A 20,779-nucleotide genomic window follows, 5' to 3' on the forward strand; every position below is an offset into this window, starting at 1 on the left:
AGGAGGGTCCGGCCACACGCGCCCGTGGCCGGATCCGCCGGATCACAGGTCGGTGGCGATGATCTTCTCGATGTTGCGTTCGGCGAGGGCGGTGATCGTGACGAACGGGTTGACGCTGGTGTTGCCCGGGATGAGCGAGCCGTCGATGGCGTAGAGGCCGGAGTAGCCGCGCAGCCGGCCGTAGTTGTCGGTCGCCTTGTTCAGGACGGCGCCGCCGAGCGGATGGTAGGTGAGGTGGTCGCCCCAGATCTTGTACGCGCCGAAGAGGTCGGTGCGGTAGATCGTCCCCTCCTTGCTGTTGATCTTGTCGAAGATCGACTTGGCCATGTCGATGCTGGTCTGCTTCCAGGCGGTCTGCCAGTTCAGCCCGACCTGCCCGGTCGCCGCGTTCCAGGAGAACTCGGCGCGGCGCGGGGTGTTGGTGATCGACAGGTAGAACGAGGCGTACGTCTCGATCCCGGTGGGCAGCGGCGCGACCTCGGCGAACGCCCCGCCGGCGTCCCAGTTGTCGATGCCGCCGGTGGGCATGGCCGACTGCAGGCTGCCGGTCGGGTCCCACAGGTGGTTGGCGCGGCCGCACATGACGTTGCCGTTGTCGCCCCAGCCCTTGCCGATCTCGGCGTTCAGGGCCGGCAGCGCGCCGGTCGCCTTCAGCTTGACCAGCAGCTTGCTGGTGCCGACGCTGCCGGCCGCGAAGAACACCCGGTCGGCGGTCACCGTCTTGGTGGCCACGACGGTCCCGGTCGTGTCGATCTGCTCGATGACGACCGTGTACCCGCCGCCGGACGCGGGGGACACCGACGTCACCCTGTGCTGCGGCGAGATGGCGACCCGGCCCGTCGCCTTGGCCTGCGCCAGGTAGGTCTTCTGGAGTGACTTCTTGCCGTAGTTGTTGCCGTAGAGGATCTCCGCGTCCAGCGCGGATTTCGGTACCGCGCCCGCGGCCTCCTGCTTCATGTAGTTGAAGTCGTAGACGTTCGGCACGTAGACGAACTCGAACCCGGACCGCTGGGCGTGCTTCCGTCCGACCCGCGCGAACTGGTAGCAGTCTGTGGTGTCGAACCAGGCCCGGTCGATCTCGTTGACGCCGAGCCCGGAGTTGGCGCGCGGGTAGTAGACGTTGTACATCTCGTCGGCGTTGACCGAGGGGAGCACCGCGCTGAACCGCGAGCGCTTGGGCGTGACGGCCATCCCGCCGTTGACGAGCGAGCCGCCGCCGACGCCGCGCCCCTGGTAGACGAGGATGCCGCCGAAGTCCTCGGCGTCGAGGATCCCGGTGTAGCGGGGGACGTCCTTGTCGATGGGGAAGCCGAGGAAGTTGCTGATGGGCTGCTTGGTCCGCGTCCGCAGCCAGAAGGACCGGTAGTCGGGCGAACGGGTGTTGGCGAAGATCTTGCCGTCCGAGCCGGGGGTGTCCCAGGCCATGCCCATCTCGACCATGTGGACGTCGACGCCCGCCTGCGCGAGGCGCAGCGCGGCGACCGAGCCGCCGTAGCCCGTTCCGATGACCAGGACCGGGACGTGGGCGCCGTTGCCGATGGGCGCCGGTGCCGGGGCCGCCGCGGCGCCGGTCCGATTCATCATCCCCAGCCCGAGGATAGAACCGGTTCCAACGATGAAGCCGCGACGGGATACGCCGGGAGGCGCGGTGGAGTCACGCATGTGACCTCCCTCACTCTGGATGAGATTGAAACGTGTTCTACCTGGAAATGTGAGGTACGTCACCGGCTACCGAAAGGTAGATTCGTGTCCACAAGTGGCTACCAAGTGCTTGCTTGGGAATGTGCTACATTCCGCGCATGATCTCCGCGATCGTCTGGGGCACGGGCAACGTGGGACGCCTGGCCATCCGGGCCGTCGAGGCCCACCCGAAGCTGAAGCTCGCCGGCGTGATCGTGCACGATCCCGGCAAGGTCGGCCGGGACGCGGGCGACCTCGCCGGCCTCGGTCACACCCTGGGCGTCGTCGCGACCGCCGATGTCGACGCAGTCCTCGCGACCGGCCCGCAGGCCGTGGTGTACGCGGCCTCAGGCGACATCCGCCCGGACGACGCTCTCGCCGACATCCTCAAGGCGGTCCGCGCCGGCGCCGTGGTCGTCACCCCGGCGCTGTACGCGCTCTACGACCAGCGCAACGCGCCGCCCGGGATGCGGGGCGAGGTGCTGGACGCCGTCGCCGAGGGCGGCGGCTCCCTGTTCGTCTCGGGGGTCGACCCCGGCTGGGGCAACGACGTCCTGCCGCTGCTGATCAGCGGACTCGGCGGCACCATCGACGTCGTCCGCTGCCAGGAGATCTTCGACTACTCCACCTATGACCAGCCCGACTCCGTCCGCTACCTGGTCGGCATGGGGCAGCCGATGGACTACGAGCCGCCGATGCTCGCGGCGACCGTCCCGACCATGGTGTGGGGCGGGCAGGTCCGGCTGATGGCCCGCGCGCTGGGCGTCGAACTGGACGAGATCCGCGAGACCCTCGACCGGCGCCCGCTCGACGACACCGTGACCACCGCGTCCATGGGCGACTTCGAGAAGGGCACGCAGGGCGCGGTGCGGTTCGAGGTGCAGGGCATCGTCGACGGTGAACCCCGCATCGTCGTCGAGCATGTCACCCGCATCCACCCGTCCTGTGCGCCCGACTGGCCCAGGCCACCGGACGGCGACGGCGCGCACCGCGTCATCATCGAGGGCGTTCCGCGCATCGAGGTCACGGTCGAGGCCACCGACGAGTACGGGAACCGAGCCGCGGGCGGCAACGCGACCGCCGTCGGACGCCTGGTGAACGCCGTCGACTGGCTCGTGGACGCCGAACCCGGACTCTACGACGCGCTCGACGTCCCGGTACGTCCCGCCGTCGGCAAGCTCGGAAGGACCCGCCCGTGAACATCGACGTCCCCGAGGGCAAGGACCCGATCCAGTACGTGTGGGGCGAAATGGTGCCCGGCATCGGCCCCGCCGCCTCGAAGCTCTCCCTCGCCGTCTACGCGCACACCACCCTCGGCCTCCGCGAGTTCGAGGCCGCCCGGCTGCGCATCGCCCAGATCAACGGCTGCATGTTCTGCCTCGACTGGCGGACGGAACGCGACGGCGAGAAGGTCGAGGAGGAGTTCGCCGACGCGGTGACCGAATGGCGCACCGCCGCCGCCTTCGACGACCGCACCCGTCTCGCCGCCGAGTACGCCGAACGCTACGCCCTCGACCACCACGGCCTGGACGAGGAGTTCTGGACCCGGATGACCGCGCACTACACCCAGACCGAGATCGTGGAGCTGAGCATGTGCATCGGCTCCTGGCTGGCGTTCGGCCGCCTCAACCGCATCCTCGGCCTGGACGCCATGTGCGTCCTGCCCAAGCCCTGACATGGATCGGGCCCGGCGCCACCCCGCGCCGGGCCCGAGTCTCCGGTAGGTCAGGCGGCCTTCTCCGCAGGGGTGTAGTGGGACGCGTCGTCGCCCTCCAGCCGATAGCTCTCCTTGCCGTCCACGCCCACCGGGATGTCGCCGGCGACGGTGACCCGGTGCAGCAGCCGCGGCAGGTCGCCGTAGTCGTCCGGCGCGTAGTGCTGGGTGATCCGGTTGTCGAACACGACGAGGTCGCCCGGCTGCCACACCCAGCGCAGGACGTTCTCCGGACGGGTGACGTACGACTGCAGGATGTCCAGGATCGCCCGTCCCTCGCGTGACGAGAGCCCGACGATCTTCTGCGCGAATCCTCCGATGTAGAGGTTCCGCTCGCTCGACTCCGGGTGGACCCGGACGACCGGATGCGCGGTCTTCCACGTCCGGGACACGAACGCCTTGCGGTGCTCGGCCACCTTGTCGGGATCGCCGCCGCTGTCGGCGGGCCGGACGTAGTCGTAGTCGTTGGTGTGGACGGCCCACAGGCGGTCGGCGAGCGCACGCAGCTCCTCCGGCAGGTCCTTGTAGGCGGCGGCCGTGTTGGCGATCAGGGTGTTGCCGCCGTAGGGCGGGATGACGAGGCCGCGCAGCGTGCTGATCTTCGGCGGGGACTGGACGAACGTGACGTCGGTGTGCCACTGGTTGGCCCGCCCCGACTCGCTGTCCACCGGCAGGATCTCGGGCCGTCCCTCGACGGCCGGCACGGTGGGATGCGCGCCGGTGAGCGGCCCGAACCGGGCGGCGAACGCGAGCTGGTCGTCGTCGGACAGCTCCTGGCCGCGGAAGCCCAGGACCTTGTGCTCCAGCAACGCGGAATGGATCTCACCGAAGATCTCGTCGGACAGGTCGCGCACGTCGACGCCGACGACCTCGGCGCCGATGCGACCCCCGACCTTGCGGATGTCGAACTCGGACATTGGCTACCTCTTCTCAGGGCGACGGACACTGTGGAGCTCCACCGAGCCGTAGCGAATCACGACATCGCCTCTTAAGTCAACTATTCCGATTGACTTAGTAGGAAATACAACACGATCACCGCCGTCCGCACCGTGGACCCGACGCTGGTCAGTCCGCGCGGTCGCTCGGGCTGCCCGCCCCGCGCATCTTCCAGAAGGTGATCCTGCCCGCCGCAGTGCCGTCCATCTTCACCGGCATCCGGCCGGTCGGCGCGACCGCGGTGCTGGTGATGCTCGTCGCGGAGATGGTCGGAGCGAAGGAGGGGCTCGGGTTCCTGATCAACTCGTCCCAGCAGAACTTCGCGATCGCCGGCATGTACGCCGGGATCGTGGCGATCTCCGCTCTCGGGCTCGTGTTCAACTCCGCGCTCGTCCTGCTGGAGCGCCGCTTCACCCGGTGGCGGGCGGCCCCAGACCGCTGACGGACGGCTGGCCCGGACGGCTCACCCCTCCTCGTCGATGTGGGCGAGCTTGTCCGGGTTGGTGACGGCGTAGACGCCCCTGACGCGGTCGCCGTCCGGGGCGAGGTCGAGGACCATGACGGCGAACGGCGCGTCCTCGTCGAACAGCACCGCGGACGGATCGCCGTTGACGGTCCGGTAGCGGATGTCGAGCGCCTTGGGGCTGTGGCGGGCGGTCGTGGCCACGATGACGCGGGCGACCTTGTCCCGGCCTTCGATGGGACGCAGGGCCGCCTTGCCGCGGCCCTTTCCGCCGCCGTCCGTCCACAGCGTCACCTCCGGGGCGAGGATGTCCAGCAGCGACTCCATGTCGCCTCCCAGGGCGGCCTTGAGGAAGCGCTCCGTCGCCTCCCGCTGCACCTTGGGGTCGGCCTGGTAGCGGGGGCGGCGGGCGTGCACGTGCTCCCGGGCGCGGTGCGCGAGCTGCCTGACCGCGGACGGGCTGCGGTCCAGGATCGGCGCGATCTCGGTGTGCGCGTAGCCGAACACCTCGTGCAGCACGAACACGGCCCGCTCCAGCGGTGTCAGGGTCTCCATGACGACGAGGAGCGCCATCGACACCGCCTCCGTGCGTTCGGCGGTGTCGCCCTCTTCGCCGTCCGACACCAGCGGCTCGGGCAGCCACGGCCCCACATAGGTCTCGCGGCGGCGGCTGATCGCGGCCTGCCGTGAGAGCGCGGTGTTGACGGCGATCCGCACCAGGTAGGCGCGCGGGTTCTCGATTCCGCCGCCGCCGCTGCGGGACGCCCACGCCAGCCATGTGTCCTGCAGGACGTCCTCGGTGTCGGCGACGCTTCCCAGCATGTTGTAGACGACCGAGAACAGCAGCTCCCGGTGGCCGGCGAACACCCTGGTCGCCGTGTCGTCGGTGGTGCCTTCGGGCATGGCTCGACCTCCTGTGCGCTCACCCCCTCAGAGGGCCGCCGACACCCCGAGTGTGACATCGGCGACGGAAATGTGATGTGGGCCTCATCCGCACGCAACGGCGTCACACTCGCGGGTTCCGATTCGCTCATTGGTCGCGAAACAGCTCCGACAGGGGGACTGAAATGAGCGACCAAGGGCGCGACCGCGTCGACGTGACGTTCATGTACGCCGTCCACGACGCGTTCCAGCGCGACCTCGACCGCCTCACGGCGATGGCGGAGGCCGGAGACGCCTCCGGCCCGGCGGTCGAGGCCGGATGGGACCGGTTCAAGCGGTTCCTGCACATCCACCACACCGCCGAGGACACGCACCTGTGGCCCGTCCTGCGGGCCAAGGCGGCGGATCCGGCCGTCCTGGACCGGATGCAGACCGAGCACGACCGGCTGGACGAACTGCTGGACATCGTCGGCGCGGCCGTCTCCGCCGGCTCCGCCGCCCGGCTGGCGGACGGCGCGGCACGGCTCGCCGAGGAGCTCGGCGCGCACTGCGAGCACGAGGAGGAACTGGCGCTGCCGCTCGTCCAGGACCTGCTCACCAAGGCCGAATGGGACGCGTTCGGCAACGAGCAGCGCCGCAGGCTCGGCGTCAGCGGCGCCGCCGCGTTCTTCCCCTGGCTGCTGGACGGCGCTGAGGAGGCTACCCGGCGCAAGGTGCTCGGTGTCGTCCCGCCGCCCGTCCGGCTCCTCTACCGCGCGGTGTGGCGGCCCCGCTACCTGCGCGCTCCCCGCTGGCAGGCGCCCGCGAGCGCCCACTGACCGGAGGTCCTCCCATGACGAACCCTCAAAGATCGTTCCTATCGACCGGGCGCGGCAAGATCACCTTGACGCTGCTGTGCGCCATCGCGTTCCTGGACTTCATCGACGCCTCGATCGTCAACGTGGCGCTGCCCGCGATCCGCTCGGACCTGGACTTCACCGTCCAGGACCTGCAGTGGGTGCCGTCCGGCTACCTGCTCACCTACGGCGGGTTCATGCTGCTCGGCGGCCGGCTCGCCGACCTGCTCGGGCGCCGCCGCGTCGTGGTCGCGGGGACGGTGGTCTTCTCGCTGTCCTCGGTCGTCGGCGGCCTCGCCACCACGTCCGGGATGCTGATCGGCGCGCGGCTCGTCCAGGGCGCCGGGGCCGCGCTGATGCTGCCGGGCACGCTGTCGATCCTCACCACCATGTTCAAGGAGGGCGGCGACCGCAACAAGGCGCTCGGCGTCTGGGGCGGCGTCGCGGGCGGCGCCTCCGCCGCCGGGGTGCTGCTCGGCGGGCTGCTCACCGACGGGCCCGGCTGGCGCTGGGTGATGCTCGTGAACGTCCCGGTCTGCGTCCTCGTGATCGCCGGGCTGTTCCTGCTCGTCGAGGGCGACCGGCGCAGCGCCCGGCTCGCGAACTTCGACGTGCTCGGCACGGTCCTCGTCACCGGCGGGATGCTGCTGCTCGTCTTCACCCTGGTCAAGGCGCCGGAGGTCGGCTGGGACGCGGGACGGACGATCGGCGGCCTCGCCGGCGCCCTGGTCCTGCTCCTGGCGTTCCTGGTCAACGAGCAGCGCGGCCGCAACCCGCTGCTGCCGCTGTCGATCTTCCGGATCCGGGGGCTGGCCGCGGCGGACGTCACCCAGCTCGTCGCCGTCGCGGGCATCGGCTCGATGTTCTTCTTCCTCAGCCTCTACATGGAGAACGTCCTCCACTACTCGCCGATGAAGACCGGGTCGGCCTATCTGCCGCTGTGCTTCGGCGTCGGGATCGCCGCCGGCGTCTCGTCCCAGCTGCTCACCCGGGTCGGGACGCGCCCGGTCATGGTCGTGGGGCTGCTCATGTCGGCCGGGGGGGTCTACTGGCTTTCGCGCATCCCGGTGGACGGCGCGTACCTGACCGACCTGCTGCCCGGCCTGATGATCGCGTCGCTGGGGCTCGGCGCCGCGTTCGTGTCCGTCACCACCGCCGCCAACGCCAACGTCCCGCCGGACAAGGCGGGGCTCGCCGCGGCGCTGCTCAACGCCTCGCAGCAGCTCGGCGGCGCGCTCGGGCTCGCGATCTTCTCCGCGGTCGCAACGTCCCGCACCGACGACCTGCTCGCGGACCGGACGCCGGTCCCGGAGGCGCTCACCTCCGGGTTCTCCAGGGCCCTGCTCGCGTGCAGCATCTTCCTGGCCGGCGCCGCGGTCGTCGCGCTCCGCGCCGCCAACAGCCACGGCGAGGCGTCCTCGGCGGAGGGAGTGCCGGCGGACGCCGAACCCGTCCCGGTCAAGTAGGGGACATGCTCGCGGCGCCCGGCGTGCGGATGAGGAACGTCCCGAGGAGGACGACCAGTCCGGACGCCGCGAGCACGAACTGGCCCGGGGCCATGCCGAGCGGGGACGCGCCGGCCTCCCTCAGGAGGTCGGCCGCGGCCCCCGACAGCAGGGCGGCCAGCGCCAGCCCGAACCGCAGGACGGCGTGGAACGCGGTGAGGGCCAGGTTCCTCTGTACACCGCCGAGCGCCTCCTGGAGATAGGTGATCCCGCCCACCAGGGCGCTGGTCGCGGACGCGCCGAACACCACGGCCCCGACGAACGACCAGGTCGTGGAGCCCAGCCCGGCCATCAGGGCGATCACCGTGCCCTGCACGGCCGTCCCGAGCCGGACCTGCGTCATCAGGTTCCCGGCCTTGCGGTGCAGGAGCAGCAGGCCCGCGAGCGCGCCCACCCCGAACAGCACCACCAGCACCCCGAACCCGACGGCGCCCGCGTCCAGGACGTTCTTCACGAACACCACGCCCAGCGAGAACAGCGCGCCCAGCCCGAGGGCGACGACCGCGATGCCCGGCAGGACGCCGCGCACCACCGGGAGCCGCAGCGCCGCGAGGAAGCCGCCGTGCAGCGGGTCCCGCTGGGTTCGCTCCATCTCCCGCTTCTCCGCGGGCCCCGGCCCGAGATCGGGGATCCCCTTCACGGCGAGGTAGGAGACCAGGTACGTCAGGGCGTCCAGCCAGAAGACGACGAAGTACCGCCAGTGCCCCTCCCACCCCGCCTGCCCCGACACCCACTCGATCAGCCCGAACGCCCCCGCGCCGATGGGGATCATCCCGTACGAGGTGGCCATCGTGATGCCGTTGGCGAGCTCCAGCGTGCGGGTGTCGTGCCGGTTCTCCTCGTCCTCGATGAGGAACGGGATGGAGGCGTCCCTGGCCGGCAGGAACATCAGCCCCACCACCTCGATCAGGAACGCCCAGAAGTACACCCACCACAGCCACGGCACGACCGGCAGCGCCACGGCCATGCCGGCCCGGATCAGGTCCGACCAGAGCATCACGCTGCGGCGCCGCCACCGGGTCACCACCCGCGCCGCGATCGGCGCCCCCAGCGCGGACGGGAGCAGCCGCAGCACCAGCACGCCGCCGACCGCCGTCGTGGAGCCGCTCAGCTCCAGCACGAAGTACATCAGTGCGAGGGTGCCCATCCAGTCGCCGAACGAGGACACCGTCTGGCCGACGATGAGCCGCCGGAAGTCGGGCCGGTTCAGCTGCTCCCGGAGTCCCATGCGGGCTCCATCCCCGGGGTGTCTTGCAGCGGCGCGGCGAGGGCGGAGTCGTTCAGCAGGGCGGCGAGCCGGGCCGCGGCGGCGTCCCAGCTCCAGTGCGCGCACGTCCACCGCCGTCCGGCGGCGCCCATCGCGGCGCGCCGGCCGGGGGAGGCGAGCAGCCGGTGCAGGGTCAGGGACAGCTCGTCCGGGCGGGCGGCGTCGACGAGGACGCCCGTCCGCCCGTCGATCAGGGACTCGGGGCTGCCGCCGGACCGGCCGACCACGACCGGCAGCCCGGCCGCGGACGCCTCCAGCACCGACAGGCCGAGCCCCTCGGTCTGCAGCCCGCGCCGGTCGTCGCGGCACGGCAGCGCGAACACGTCGGCGGCGGCGTAGTAGCGCGGCAGGTCGGCGGCGGAGACGTGGCCGGTCAGCGTGACCGTCCCGGGGGTGTCCCGGTCCGCCAGCTCGGTGAGCCGGCGCCGCATCGGGCCGTCCCCGACGATGACCAGCCGCGCGTCCGGGCGGCGCCGCACCACGTCGGCCCACGCCCGGATCAGCATGTCGTGGCCCTTGCGGCGGACGAGCCGGGCGACGCTGAGCACGACCGGCCCGCCGCCGAGCCCGTGCCGGCGGCGGACCGCCGAACCGTCAAGGCCGGGGCGGAACCGCACGGTGTCCACGGCGCCGGCGAGCCGGACCAGCCGCGTCCGGTCCCCGACGGCGTTCGCCAGCTCCGGCAGCGTCGTCGCGCTGAGATGGGTGAGGACGTCGAACGACCGTGCCGCCACCCGCAGCGCCGCCCGGGTCGGCGGCGCCCGGAACCAGCCGAGCTCCTGCCCGTGCGCCGACCCGACCAGCCACCGCACCCCGGCGGCGCGCACCAGCGGCGCGTACATCCCGAACGGCGCGGCCGCGGTGATCCAACCCGCCTCGACACGGTGCCGGACGATGAGCCGCCGCAGCCCGCGGAACAGCAGGTAACCGTGCCGCCGCACGACGGGGAACCCCAGCCCCGCGTCGTACTCCGCACCCCCGGCCCGCGCGGGCGCCACGACCAGCAGCCGGTCGGCGGGCAGCCGCCGCACGAGCTCCCACGTGAAGGTCTGCACACCGCCGGGCTCGGGTGGAAAGTGCCCGGTCAGCACCAGGGTCCGCGGGATCTCCATGCGTCACGACTTCCCGCACAGCCGTGGACCAACCCTTCTCGGCGCCGACGCCCTCGCGGTGCGGTCCAAGAGTCTCGATGCCGTGGTGCGGGAACGCGGACGCCCGTGGCCGCACTGTCGACGACAGTGCGACCACGGGCGAATGAGCCGTGTGCGATCAGCCGCAGGCTATCGGACCGAAGTCATACGAGCCGGCCCAGTCTTCCCAGCCCCAGACATCGATGCAGGTGTCGCGGGCGGACACGTAGACCGGTCCCGCGTAGTACCTGTAAGGCCCGCCGACGTCGTAAGAGGTGTCCCCGTAGCGCAGCTCCCGCAGTTTGACGCTGACGTCGGACAGTTTTCCGTAGCTGTTGTTCGTCGTGGACTTTTGCGTGAAGGCGCAGTTCTTGCCGTTGCTGGGGTTGTAGCCGATCTTCACGTATGCGACGGTTCCCCAGCCGTCCGCGCTCTTGTCATAGCCGGAAAGTGCGATGCTTCGCACTTCCCTGTAGCTGCTTCCGCAGACGCCCGGCACGGAGTAGGCCGCGGCGGCGTTGGCTGGACTCATGAGGGACAGGGTTCCGACGGTGGTGACGGTGAGTGCTGTAAATGACAGCACGGTTCGGCGCAGAGCCGTGTTCATGCGTGCCCCCCAGGGCTTTTCTCCACGCGCGGACAGGAGATTCGTCCGCGCGCTGGCTTCCGCCATCTGGGGAAACTGTAGCGAGTATGATCAAGAAACCAACATCACGAGTTGGCAACGAAAGTGATTGCGCTTAACGGCCCGTCGGCCGGTGCTTAGCTACTTTGATTGGCGTTCTCCCTGAGTTCACCTGACCCACAATTGGTAGCATTGAGGTAGATCACGGTCGCGCATAGTGATCGTGATCCGGGTTGGTCGTACGGAATTCCCGCACAGTCGTGGACCAATCCCTCCCGGGAGTCGCATGGTCCCGCGCGCCCGGCCTGTCCGAGCCGGTGGCCCCCATGGGGGAATTGCCGGCCCCCTGCACGCGCGTGGCGCGTGCAGGGGGCGGGCCTCTGGATCAGCTGTCGTCGTCCCCGAGGGACGCGGCCTTTACGCCGGGTCCGCTGGAGGTGACAACGATGCCGTTTCCGAGGTCGACGCCGACACGCCCCTGCGTGTCGATAGCCGCCTTGACCTCGTCTTCAGTGCTGCCCTGCCCGCCGTCGGAGCCGGCCGGGCCTGGTGTATCGGCCATGGTGAGCCTCTCTTTCGGTTCTCTTGATCGTCGAATCCCTGCCACGAAAGCGGGGACAACCCGATCCCGTGATGGGCCGGATTAAGAAGACTGTTTCGGCGTAACGGCGCGTCGCAACGGCAGGGCAGGGCGGCACGGCTCACCGCCGGGGGCGTCGGTCTTCTTCGGGTGGGTCAGCGGACGATGATGGCGGTCGCTGTGGCGTCCTTGTCGGGGGTCCAGCCGTCGTGGCCGGCTTCGGCTTGCCAGCGTTTGCCCGCGTAGCGGACCTCGGTGAGGCCGTAGGCCTGGGCGTGCGTTACGGCCCAGGTCGCGACCGCCCAGCCCGCCCGCGGGTTCGTCGCCTTGATCGCGTTCCAGGAGTCCGGGCGGGACGGGGCGCCCGCCTTGAGGGGGCCCGGGCCGCCGACCTTCAGGCGGCTGCCGAAGGCGCGGCGCATCTCGCGGAGCGCCTCCGGGCGGCGGGACTTCGTCTTGTCGTCGGGCGGGTACCAGCAGCGGGCGGTGGCGGGCTCGCGGCCGGTGAACGCCGTCGCGAGGAGCTTGCCGTCCGGCTCGTGCTGGGCGTAGGCATCGCCGTCCGCGCTGCGCTGCACCAGCTGCGCCGAGTCGTGCAGGTCGCGGTCGAGGTAGTCCTTGATCCTGACCAGGGCGTCGAAGAACTTGCTGGTGGCCTGGACGGGGTCGCGGAGCTTGTCCGGAGTGCCCCAGCCCTGCGACGGGCGCTGCTGGAACATGCCGACCGAGTCGCGGTCGCCGCCCGGCAGGTTGTGGATGTGCGACTCCTGGATCGCGGTCGCGTAGGCGATCACCGAGGCCCGCTCGGGCAGCTGCTTGCGGAACGCGACCGCGGCGATCGTCGCGGCGTTCGCGCCCTGCTCCAGGTCGAGCGGCATCGTGCCGAGGCTCGTCCGCACCTCGCAGCCGGATCCGTGCAGGTACGGCCGTGCCCTGTCGAAGGCCACGTAGGCGCCGGCGCCCGCCAGCAGGGCCACGACGAGCACGCCCACCGCCCAGCGGCGGCCGCGGCGGCGCCCGCCGCCGTTCGTCCCCTCCTCGGGACGGGGCTTCAACCTCGACCAAACAGCCACGCGAAGAAGGTACCGGGAGATCGGCCCTACTAAGCTCAGGAGCCATGACCGACACGTTCACCAGCCCGATCTCCGGCGGCATCGACGAGCTGTGGGAGCGGCGCGCCGACCTGACACCGGACGACGCCGACGCGCGCGCCGCCATCGTGGCCGCCGTCGACCAGATCGACGCCGGCGAGGCCCGCGTCGCCCGCATCGACCCCGACTCGGACGAGGTGCTCGTCGACGAGCGGGCCAAGCGGGCGATCCTGCTGAGCTTCAAGGTCCTCGGCATGGCGCGCTCGCAGGTGGGCGACTTCCGCTACCACGACCGCATCCCGCTGAAGAGCCGCCTGGACGGTGTCCGCGTCGTCCCGGGCGCCATCGCCCGCTGGGGCGCCTACCTCGCGCCCGGCGTGGTCCTGATGCCGTCCTTCACCAACATCGGCGCCTATGTCGACTCCGGCACCATGGTCGACACGTGGGCCACCGTGGGGTCGTGCGCGCAGATCGGCAAGAACGTCCACCTGTCCGGCGGCGTCGGCATCGGCGGCGTGCTGGAGCCGCCGAACGCCAAGCCCGTGATCGTCGAGGACGAGGCGATGATCGGCAGTCGCTCGATGATCGTCGAGGGTGCCCGGGTCGGCCGCGGCGCCGTGGTCGGGTCCGGGACGAACCTGTCCGCGTCCATGCCCGTCATCGACGTCGAGACCGGCGAGGAGATCAGCCGCGGCCGCATCCCCGACTGGTGCGTCGCCGTCGGCGGCACCCGCTACAAGGAGTTCAAGGGCGGCACGTTCGGCCTGCCGGCGGTGCTGATCCTCAAGCGGCTGGAGGAGGGCCAGCGGCACGACAAGGCGTCGCTGAACGACATCCTCCGCGACCACGGCATCAACACCTGAGCTCGGTGATCTTCAGGGGGCGGGCGGTGAGGACGGCGACCGCGGCGGCGTAGCCGGGGCCCGGGTCCAGGTCGGCGAGGCGGACGGGGGCGACGGCCGCCTCGCCCTCCCAGGCGACCACCTCCGGCGGGTCGTCGGGGGCGGAGACGTGGATGGACGTCATGGGGGCGGCCAGGCCGTGGCCCGTCGCCTTCAGGAGGGCCTCCTTGCGGCTCCAGTAGATGTGGAAGCCGCGTTTGCGGTCGGCCATGGCGGCGAGGGCCTCGCGCTCGGGGGCGGTCAGCACCATCTCGGCGAGGCGGTCGATCTCGCGGTCGCTGTGGCGTTCCACGTCGACTCCCGCCTCGGCGCCCTCGACGAGGACGAGAACGACGCGGTCACCCGAGTGGGAGAGCGAGAAGTCCAGGTCGCTGCCCGGAAGGCGGGGCTTGCCGTGCGTGCCGCCGCAGTGCGGGCAGTCGGTGGTGAACCGGATTCCCCGCGGGGGCAGGCCGGTGGCGTCGGCCAGGACGGTGCGGGCCAGGTGGCGGCCGGTGACGAAGCGGGCCTTGTCCTCGGGCCGCATGAAGCGGTCGTAGCGCTCGCGTTCCCGGTCGTCCAGAAGCGCGCGCATCTCGGGCTCGTCCGCGGGACGCGCCCAGTGGACGGCGCACTCCAGCACAGGCATCTCCACGAACGCGATGATAGGACTTGAGCATGGGCCTGGATCTCTTCTCGGATGTGGCGGACCTGACGGCGGCGATCGTCGACATCGAGTCGGTGAGCGGCGCGGAGGAACCTCTCGCCGACGCCGTCGAGGAGGCGCTGCGGGCGCTCCCGCACCTGGCGGTGGAGCGCGAGGGCCACAACGTGGTCGCCCGCACCGATCTCGGCCGGGACGAGCGGGTGGTGCTGGCGGGGCACCTCGACACCGTCCCGCTGAACGGCAACCTTCCGTCCCGGGTGGAGGGCGACCGGCTCTACGGCTGCGGCACCACGGACATGAAGAGCGGCGTCGCGGTCGCGCTGCGGCTCGCCGCCACCGTCACCGAGCCGACCCGCGACGTCACCTACGTCTTCTACGAGTGCGAGGAGATCGAGGCCGAGCGCAACGGGCTGCGGAAGCTCGCGGCGGCGCGGCCCGAGCTGCTCGCGGGCGACTTCGCCGTGCTGATGGAGCCGACGGGCGCGCTGATCGAGGGCGGCTGCCAGGGCACGATGCGGGCCGAGGTCACCGCGACGGGGGAGCGGGCGCACAGCGCCCGCGCCTGGATGGGATCCAACGCGATCCACACCGCCGGGCAGATCCTCGACGTGCTGCGCGCCTACGAGCCGGCACGTCCGGTTGTGGACGGACTCGAATACCACGAGGGCCTGAACGCCGTGTTCATCTCCGGCGGCGTCGCCGGAAACGTCATCCCCGACGAATGCGTCGTCACCGTGAACTACCGGTTCGCGCCCGACAAGTCGCCGGCCGACGCCGAGGCGTACCTTCGGGAAATCTTCGCCGGCTTCCAGGTGACCATCACCGACTCCGCCTCCGCCGCCCGGCCTGGGCTGACGCACCCGGCCGCCGCCGCGTTCACCGCGTCCAGCGGAGCCGAGGTCCGCGCCAAACTCGGCTGGACGGACGTCGCCCGCTTCGCCGAGCTCGGCGTCCCGGCCGTCAACTTCGGTCCCGGCGAGCCCACCCTCGCCCACACGAAGGACGAGTACGTCGAGATCCCGCTGATCGCCGAGTGTGAGCAACGTATGCGCACCTGGCTGGAGGCTCCGACTACCGTGGCTCCATGACCATGGAAGTGAATCCCCGATCGCGCCGGCAGGGCCCGGCCATGCTGCGGGGGCGGGCCGTCCCGCCGACGACGACCGACCAGCGCCTCCTCGACAGCCGCGGCCCGGCCGACTGGGTGCACGCCGACCCGTGGCGGGTGCTGCGGATCCAGGCGGAGTTCGTCGAGGGCTTCGGCCTCCTCGCCGAGCTGCCGAAGGCCGTCAGCGTCTTCGGCAGCGCCCGCACGAAGCCGGACTCCCCGGAGTACGAGCTCGCCGTCGACATCGGCGCCCGGCTGCACGACGCCGGCTACGCCGTCATCACCGGGGGCGGGCCGGGGATCATGGAGGCGGCCAACAAGGGCTGCGACGAGAACGGCGGCCTGTCGGTCGGGCTCGGCATCGAGCTGCCGTTCGAGCAGCGGCTCAACGACCACCTCGACATCGGCCTGGAGTTCCGCTACTTCTTCGTCCGCAAGACGATGTTCGTGAAGTACTCGCAGGCGTTCGTCGTCCTCCCCGGCGGCTTCGGGACGCTGGACGAGCTGTTCGAGGCGATCACCCTCGTCCAGACCGGGAAGATCACCCGGTTCCCGATCGTCCTGGTCGGCACGGAGTTCTGGGGCGGGCTGATCGAGTGGATCAAGAAGTCCATGCTGACCAGCGCCAAGATCTCGCCGCAGGACATCGACCTGATCCACCTGACCGACGACCCCGAGGAGGTCGTCAAGATCATCCACGAGGGCCACACCCGGGCCGAGCAGGAGATCATCGAGGCCCGCGCCCAGGCCGAGGCCGCGGAGACGGCCGGCGAGTGACCCGCGCCCGTCGCGCCAGGAGTGGCGCGGCAGGGCATGCGGTTCAATTCGGTCATGGGGAGTGAGCGCGCCGGGGAGCGGCCGTTCCGGGCGACGATCAACGACGTGGCGCGGGAGGCCGCCGTCTCGCCGGCGACCGTCTCCCGGGTGCTGACGGGCACCAAGGCGGTCTCAGCCGATCTGGAGCGGCGGGTCCGCGCGGCCGTCGAGCGGCTGGGGTACCGGCCCAACCCGGCGGCGCAGGGCCTGCTCCGGGGCGCCACGCACACGATCGGAATGGTCGTACCCGACCTCGGCAACCCGTACTTCGCGGAGGTCCTCAAGGGGGTCACGACCGCGGCGGAGGCGGCGGACTTCCGCACGCTCGTCTCCGACACGGGCGAGAACCCGGACGCCGAGTGCGCGGCCGCCCTGGAGCTGGCGCGCTGGACGGACGGCGTGGTGCTGTGCTCCCCCCGCATGCCCGACGCCGACCTGGCCGCACTCGCGGACCGGGTGCCCCGCCTGGTGTGCGTGAACCGGCTCGGCCGGGGACGGACGGTTCCGGCCGTCGTCGTCGACTTCGAGGCCGGAGTCGCCGCCGTGTGCAAGCACCTGCGCGGACTGGGCCACCGCCGCGTCGTCTACCTGCGCGGACCGTCCAGGGCCTGGTCGGAGCGGGCGCGTCAGCGGGCGCTGCGCGCGGCGGCCGGTCCCGGTTTCGAGGTCGCCCAGGTTCCGTGCGGGTCGGGCGACCTGGACGGATACCGCGCCGCCGACGCCGCCCTCGCCACCGGTGCGACCGCCGTCGTCGCGTTCAGCGACCACGTGGCGCTGGGCGTGCTGGCCCGGCTCGACGAACTGGGGGTCGGCGTCCCCGGCGAGGTCTCCCTCACCGGCTTCGACGACACCTCGCTCAGCCGGCTGGTCAGCCCGCGGCTGACCACCGTCCGGGTCGGCAAGCAGGACCTCGGCCGGCGGGCCTGGGAACTGCTCGGCGCACCTGCCCCCGACGTCATCACGATCGCGCCGGAACTGGTCGTCCGGGCCTCCACCGCAGCGCCTCGCTGATCAACCGGCCGTTGCGAAGGCGTCCACTCCCGTGAGGTCGGCCGAGAGCCGCCACAGCCGTGCGGCCTGGTCCGGGTCGGTGGCCCATGCGTTGACCCCGTGGCCGAGGACGGTGCCGGGCTCGGCGGGCTCGGCGATGTCGCAGTCCTCGCAGTACAGGCCGCCCATGCCGTCCAGCTGCGGGGACGTCGCCGCCCACACCTGCGTCGCCGCGCCCTGCTCGGGTGTCTTCCACACGCTGCCGGACGCGCCCTCGTCGATCCTCGTGCTCAGCCCGGCGATCTCGTCCTCCGACATGTGGCGGCCGAGGGCGGTCCTGATGGTGCCCGGGTGGAGCGAGAACGCCCGCACTCCCGCATCCCGGGTGAGGGAGTCCAGGTGCAGGGCGAACAGGACGTTGGCCGTCTTCGCCTGACCGTAGGCCTCCCATTTGTCGTAGCCGCGCTCGAAGTGGACGTCGTCCCAGCGGATGCCGGACAGCTGATGGCCTCTGGAAGACACCGACACGACCCGTCCTCGCCCTTCCCGGATCGCCGGCCAGAGCCGGTTCACCAGTGCGAAGTGGCCGAGGTGGTTGACGGCGAACTGGCTCTCCCAGCCCGGGCCGACACGCGTCTCCGGGGCGGCCATGATCCCGGCGTTGCCGATCATCAGGTGGACGGCACGCCCGGTCCCGAGGAAGCGATCGGCGAAGGCGGTCACGCTTCGCTGGTCCGCGAGATCGAGCTCGTCCACCTCGACGCCGTCGATCCCGCCGGCGGCCTCCTCGGCGACCTCGCGCCGCCGCGCGGGCACCACCACCCGCGCTCCGGCCGCGGCGAGCGCCCGGGTGGTCTCCAGGCCCAGACCGGAGTAGCCGCCGGTGACGATCGCGAGCCGCCCCGACAGGTCGATGCCCGCGAGGACTTCCGCGGCGGTGCTCTGCGCGCCGAAACCCGAACCGATCTTGTGCTGCCGAGTCGTCATGGAACCGAACGTACGAGCTGGAGCACACTCCAGGTCAACCGCATGGGAGACCGGCCGGCGGGTACTCCCGGCCTGTGGGCATGGACGTCGTGGAGGACGGGCCGTACCGGTTCCGGATCGAGCCGGCCGGAGCCATGCGCGTACCCGGGGTCGTGTTCGCGTCACGGGAACTGCTGGAGCCCGCCGCCAACGCGATCCAGCAGGTCGCCAACGTCGCCACACTCCCCGGCGTGGTGAACGCCTCGTACGCCATGCCCGACATCCATCTCGGGTACGGCTTCGCGATCGGCGGTGTGGCGGCCACGGACCCGGACGACGGCGGTGTGATCTCGCCCGGGGGCGTCGGCTTCGACATCTCGTGCGGCGTCCGGCTGATGGCGGCGGACATCGACGCGTCCGGGCTCAAGCCCGTCCTGGAGACCGTGATGGACGGGCTCGACCCCGTCATTCCGCGTGGCATGGGCAAGGGCGCCGTCTGGCATCTCCCCGGACGGCGGGAGCTGACCGGCATCCTCACCGGCGGATCGCGGTACGCGGTGGAGCAGGGCCACGGGGCCGAGCGCGACCTGCTGCGCTGCGAGGACGCCGGGTCGGTCGCCGGCGCCGACCCGGGGCAGGTGAGCGAGCGGGCGGTGGAGCGGGGCGCCCGGCAGGTCGGCAGCCTCGGGTCGGGCAACCACTTCCTTGAGGTGCAGCGGGTCGCCGAGGTGTACGACCCGGACGCGGCCGAGGCGTTCGGGCTGCGGCCGGAGCAGGTCTGCGTGATGATCCACTGCGGGTCGCGCGGGCTGGGACACCAGATCTGCACCGACCACGTCCGGGCGATGGAGCGGCGGATGCCGCGGTACGGCATCGAGGTGCCGGACCGGCAGCTCGCCTGCGTCCCGGTCGGCTCCGGCGAGGGCCGCGCCTACCTCGGCGCGATGGCGGCGGCGGCCAACTACGGCCGCGCCAACCGGCAGCTGCTCGCCCAGGCGGCGCGGAGGGTCTTCCAGCGGGCCGCCGGGGTCCGGCTCGACCTGGTCTACGACGTCTCGCACAACCTGGCCAAGCTCGAAGAGCACGTCGTGGACGGGGAACGGCGGCGGCTGTGCGTGCACCGCAAGGGCGCCACCCGGGCGCTCCCGCCCGGCCATCCCGACCTGCCGCCCGACCTGCGCGAGGCGGGCCAGCCGGTGCTGGTCCCCGGGACGATGGGCACCTCGTCCTATGTGCTCACCGGGGTACCGGGAGGGCCCGCCTTCGCGTCCGCCTGCCACGGCGCCGGACGCGTGCTGAGCCGTCACCAGGCCGCCCGCGGCGTCAGCGGCGAGCGGCTGCGGTCGACGCTGGAGGGGCAGGGCATCGCAGTGCGGCCGTCGTCCTGGCGCGGCCTGGCCGAGGAAGGGCCGGACGCCTACAAGGACGTGTCCGCCGTGGTGGAGGCCGGTGAGGGTGCGGGGCTCTGCCGGAAGGTCGCCCGTCTCGTGCCCCTCGGGGTCGTCAAGGGCTGACGGCGTCACACGTCGATCGTCACCGCGCAGGACCAGCCGCGGGCGTCCCGGCCGAAACGCAGGTCGTGCAGCGACACCGCCTTGGGCACCGCGCCCACCCCGGTGGCCGCCCCGGCGTCTCCGGCCGCCAGCCGGGTGCTCAGCCCGCCGCCCGGCGCCGCGGTGATCTCGGTGCCGAGGACGAGGGACCCGTCGGCGTCCAGCCGGTAGATCACCTCGTCCAGCACGGCCACGAGCAGGTCGGCGTCCGGCGCCGGCGGAACGTCCACCCGGATCTCGCGCGACGGCGGGACACCGGAGACGTCGGCGAAGGACTCCACGAGCCCGGCGACCGCCTCGCCGACGCAGTCCTCCCGCGTAGGCGCCCACGCCTCGATCCGCAGATCCGCGGTGTGCGGAACGCCGCGATGCCCTCGGGCGGGCGCTTGCCCTGCCTCCACGCCGGATCGGCTACCCGGCCCCGTCCCGCCGAAACGAGCCCGGGTGGGGCGCTACGCCGGCGTCACGCGGAGGATCGCCGACCCGTCGGCGGCCGACAGCACGGTGATGACGATCCCGTTGGCCGTGGTGCGCGTACCCGCTCCCGCCGTCCACGACGTACTCGACCGCCCCGACTGGCCGTCGCCTCCGGACGAGTAGCCGCCCCCACCGAGGTCGAAGCACTGGCCGTCGGTGCCGCAGACCTGGACGGAGGTGAAGGAGTTCCCGGAATCGGTAATGGTGAACGACACCGTGTCGTCCTTCTCCGGCTTGGTCTCCAGTTTGCCGATCTTGAACTTCTTCCGGTCCACCGGGAGCGTCACCGGGCCGGTCACCTTCACCTCACAGGTGCCGTCCTTGCAGGCGTTCAGATCGGTTCCGTCCGCGGCCGCGCGTGGAGTGGGCGTCGACGCCTTGCCGTCCTCGCCCGATCCGCAGCCCGGCAGTGCCAGAACCGCGACACCGGCCAGCAGACTGCACGCTGCGCGGACGGTGAGACCGGGCGATGAGTGTGTCGTCATGGGAGGTCCATCGCTCCTATCGACGCGTGAGGTGCGTAGCCGCCGATCTTAGGTATCCGCCGCGGGACCGGTCCCGCCTTCGCCGGCCGTCGCGGAGGCGATCACCGGTTTCCTCAGCGAGCATGGA

The 20,779-nt window shown here is 71.6% G+C and carries 22 protein-coding genes; 10 read left to right on the forward strand and 12 right to left on the reverse strand.

The genetic code is table 11. The features are described from left to right. Positions 1 to 42 precede the first annotated feature (42 nt). Positions 43 to 1,584 (reverse strand): GMC oxidoreductase, encoded by a 1,542-nt coding sequence (locus tag ACQPZP_RS10070; RefSeq protein ID WP_433477361.1) that lies wholly within the window; start codon positions 1,582 to 1,584, stop codon positions 43 to 45. A gap of 215 nt (positions 1,585 to 1,799) precedes the next feature. Here ACQPZP_RS10070 and ACQPZP_RS10075 point away from each other — a divergent pair, with 215 nt between their 5' ends. Continuing rightward, the gene (locus ACQPZP_RS10075; protein WP_433477362.1) at positions 1,800 to 2,879 is read left to right on the forward strand and encodes an NAD(P)H-dependent amine dehydrogenase family protein; all 1,080 of its coding nucleotides are present in this window, start codon (positions 1,800 to 1,802) and stop codon (positions 2,877 to 2,879) included. Further along, positions 2,876 to 3,355 carry a carboxymuconolactone decarboxylase family protein gene (locus ACQPZP_RS10080; protein WP_433477363.1) on the forward strand — a complete coding sequence of 160 codons (480 nt, stop codon included), beginning with the start codon at positions 2,876 to 2,878 and terminating at the stop codon, positions 3,353 to 3,355. Before ACQPZP_RS10075 ends, ACQPZP_RS10080 begins: the two co-directional genes overlap by 4 nt. Positions 3,356 to 3,405: 50 nt before the next feature. On the opposite strand, the gene ACQPZP_RS10085 is transcribed toward ACQPZP_RS10080, so the two are convergent. Beyond that, complete coding sequence (locus ACQPZP_RS10085) at positions 3,406 to 4,311, reverse strand: TauD/TfdA dioxygenase family protein (RefSeq protein WP_433477364.1); 906 nt, start codon at positions 4,309 to 4,311, stop codon at positions 3,406 to 3,408. Positions 4,312 to 4,508: 197 nt separating this feature from the next. Between ACQPZP_RS10085 and ACQPZP_RS10090 the strand changes: the two genes are divergently transcribed. After that, positions 4,509 to 4,772 carry an ABC transporter permease gene (locus tag ACQPZP_RS10090; RefSeq protein ID WP_433477365.1) on the forward strand — a complete coding sequence of 88 codons (264 nt, stop codon included), beginning with the start codon at positions 4,509 to 4,511 and terminating at the stop codon, positions 4,770 to 4,772. Positions 4,773 to 4,793: 21 nt separating this feature from the next. On the opposite strand, the gene sigJ is transcribed toward ACQPZP_RS10090, so the two are convergent. Further along, positions 4,794 to 5,696, reverse strand: a complete 903-nt coding sequence (gene sigJ, locus ACQPZP_RS10095; protein ID WP_433477366.1) for an RNA polymerase sigma factor SigJ — start codon at positions 5,694 to 5,696, stop codon at positions 4,794 to 4,796. A 164-nt stretch (positions 5,697 to 5,860) separates the two neighbouring features. Here sigJ and ACQPZP_RS10100 point away from each other — a divergent pair, with 164 nt between their 5' ends. Next, positions 5,861 to 6,493, forward strand: a complete 633-nt coding sequence (locus tag ACQPZP_RS10100) for a hemerythrin domain-containing protein (protein ID WP_433477367.1) — start codon at positions 5,861 to 5,863, stop codon at positions 6,491 to 6,493. Positions 6,494 to 6,507: 14 nt separating this feature from the next. Next, on the forward strand, positions 6,508 to 7,977 hold the full coding sequence (locus ACQPZP_RS10105) for an MFS transporter (RefSeq protein WP_433477368.1): 1,470 nt from the start codon (positions 6,508 to 6,510) through the stop codon (positions 7,975 to 7,977). Here ACQPZP_RS10105 and ACQPZP_RS10110 read toward each other — a convergent pair. The 5 genes from ACQPZP_RS10110 to ACQPZP_RS10130 form a co-directional block, all read right to left on the reverse strand. After that, entirely contained in the window at positions 7,970 to 9,244 is a 1,275-nt protein-coding gene (locus ACQPZP_RS10110) for an MFS transporter (protein WP_433477369.1), read from the reverse strand. The genes ACQPZP_RS10105 and ACQPZP_RS10110 overlap by 8 nt on opposite strands. Further along, a complete protein-coding gene (locus ACQPZP_RS10115) occupies positions 9,223 to 10,395 on the reverse strand; it encodes a glycosyltransferase family 4 protein (RefSeq protein ID WP_433477370.1) in 1,173 nt (390 codons plus the stop codon). The genes ACQPZP_RS10110 and ACQPZP_RS10115 overlap by 22 nt, the downstream gene beginning before the upstream one ends. A gap of 157 nt (positions 10,396 to 10,552) precedes the next feature. After that, entirely contained in the window at positions 10,553 to 11,086 is a 534-nt protein-coding gene (locus ACQPZP_RS10120) for a hypothetical protein (RefSeq protein ID WP_433477371.1), read from the reverse strand. Positions 11,087 to 11,423: 337 nt separating this feature from the next. Next, positions 11,424 to 11,600 (reverse strand): hypothetical protein, encoded by a 177-nt coding sequence (locus ACQPZP_RS10125; RefSeq protein WP_433477372.1) that lies wholly within the window; start codon positions 11,598 to 11,600, stop codon positions 11,424 to 11,426. Between the two features lie 173 nt (positions 11,601 to 11,773). Beyond that, a complete protein-coding gene (locus tag ACQPZP_RS10130; protein ID WP_433477373.1) occupies positions 11,774 to 12,691 on the reverse strand; it encodes a hypothetical protein in 918 nt (305 codons plus the stop codon). A 44-nt stretch (positions 12,692 to 12,735) separates the two neighbouring features. On the opposite strand from ACQPZP_RS10130, the gene ACQPZP_RS10135 reads away from it, so the two are divergent. Then, the gene (locus ACQPZP_RS10135) at positions 12,736 to 13,572 is read left to right on the forward strand and encodes a 2,3,4,5-tetrahydropyridine-2,6-dicarboxylate N-succinyltransferase (RefSeq protein ID WP_433477374.1); all 837 of its coding nucleotides are present in this window, start codon (positions 12,736 to 12,738) and stop codon (positions 13,570 to 13,572) included. Here ACQPZP_RS10135 and ACQPZP_RS10140 read toward each other — a convergent pair. Then, a complete protein-coding gene (locus tag ACQPZP_RS10140; protein WP_433479584.1) occupies positions 13,562 to 14,239 on the reverse strand; it encodes a 4'-phosphopantetheinyl transferase family protein in 678 nt (225 codons plus the stop codon). The two genes, ACQPZP_RS10135 and ACQPZP_RS10140, sit on opposite strands and share 11 nt — an antisense overlap. Before the next feature lie 29 nt (positions 14,240 to 14,268). Between ACQPZP_RS10140 and dapE the strand changes: the two genes are divergently transcribed. From dapE to ACQPZP_RS10155, 3 genes are read left to right on the forward strand one after another with little or no spacing between them, the layout of a single operon-like run. After that, positions 14,269 to 15,345 carry a succinyl-diaminopimelate desuccinylase gene (gene dapE / locus ACQPZP_RS10145; RefSeq protein WP_433477375.1) on the forward strand — a complete coding sequence of 359 codons (1,077 nt, stop codon included), beginning with the start codon at positions 14,269 to 14,271 and terminating at the stop codon, positions 15,343 to 15,345. Then, positions 15,342 to 16,142: a TIGR00730 family Rossman fold protein gene (locus ACQPZP_RS10150; RefSeq protein ID WP_433467482.1), complete on the forward strand. Its 801-nt coding sequence runs from the start codon at positions 15,342 to 15,344 to the stop codon at positions 16,140 to 16,142. Before dapE ends, ACQPZP_RS10150 begins: the two co-directional genes overlap by 4 nt. A 54-nt stretch (positions 16,143 to 16,196) precedes the next feature. Next, positions 16,197 to 17,192: a LacI family DNA-binding transcriptional regulator gene (locus ACQPZP_RS10155; RefSeq protein WP_433477376.1), complete on the forward strand. Its 996-nt coding sequence runs from the start codon at positions 16,197 to 16,199 to the stop codon at positions 17,190 to 17,192. Here ACQPZP_RS10155 and ACQPZP_RS10160 read toward each other — a convergent pair whose 3' ends face one another. Beyond that, positions 17,193 to 18,158 carry an SDR family NAD(P)-dependent oxidoreductase gene (locus ACQPZP_RS10160; RefSeq protein ID WP_433477377.1) on the reverse strand — a complete coding sequence of 322 codons (966 nt, stop codon included), beginning with the start codon at positions 18,156 to 18,158 and terminating at the stop codon, positions 17,193 to 17,195. It abuts the gene before it with no gap. Positions 18,159 to 18,238: 80 nt separating this feature from the next. Here ACQPZP_RS10160 and ACQPZP_RS10165 point away from each other — a divergent pair, with 80 nt between their 5' ends. Then, positions 18,239 to 19,651 (forward strand): RtcB family protein, encoded by a 1,413-nt coding sequence (locus tag ACQPZP_RS10165; RefSeq protein WP_433477378.1) that lies wholly within the window; start codon positions 18,239 to 18,241, stop codon positions 19,649 to 19,651. Positions 19,652 to 19,656: 5 nt separating this feature from the next. On the opposite strand, the gene ACQPZP_RS10170 is transcribed toward ACQPZP_RS10165, so the two are convergent. Continuing rightward, on the reverse strand, positions 19,657 to 20,091 hold the full coding sequence (locus tag ACQPZP_RS10170; protein ID WP_433477379.1) for an archease: 435 nt from the start codon (positions 20,089 to 20,091) through the stop codon (positions 19,657 to 19,659). A gap of 51 nt (positions 20,092 to 20,142) precedes the next feature. Further along, positions 20,143 to 20,652 carry a hypothetical protein gene (locus ACQPZP_RS10175; RefSeq protein WP_433477380.1) on the reverse strand — a complete coding sequence of 170 codons (510 nt, stop codon included), beginning with the start codon at positions 20,650 to 20,652 and terminating at the stop codon, positions 20,143 to 20,145. Positions 20,653 to 20,779: the final 127 nt, after the last annotated feature.

Source organism: Spirillospora sp. CA-142024 (assembly GCF_050942325.1).
In the GTDB taxonomy this organism is placed as follows: Bacteria; Actinomycetota; Actinomycetes; order Streptosporangiales; family Streptosporangiaceae; genus Spirillospora.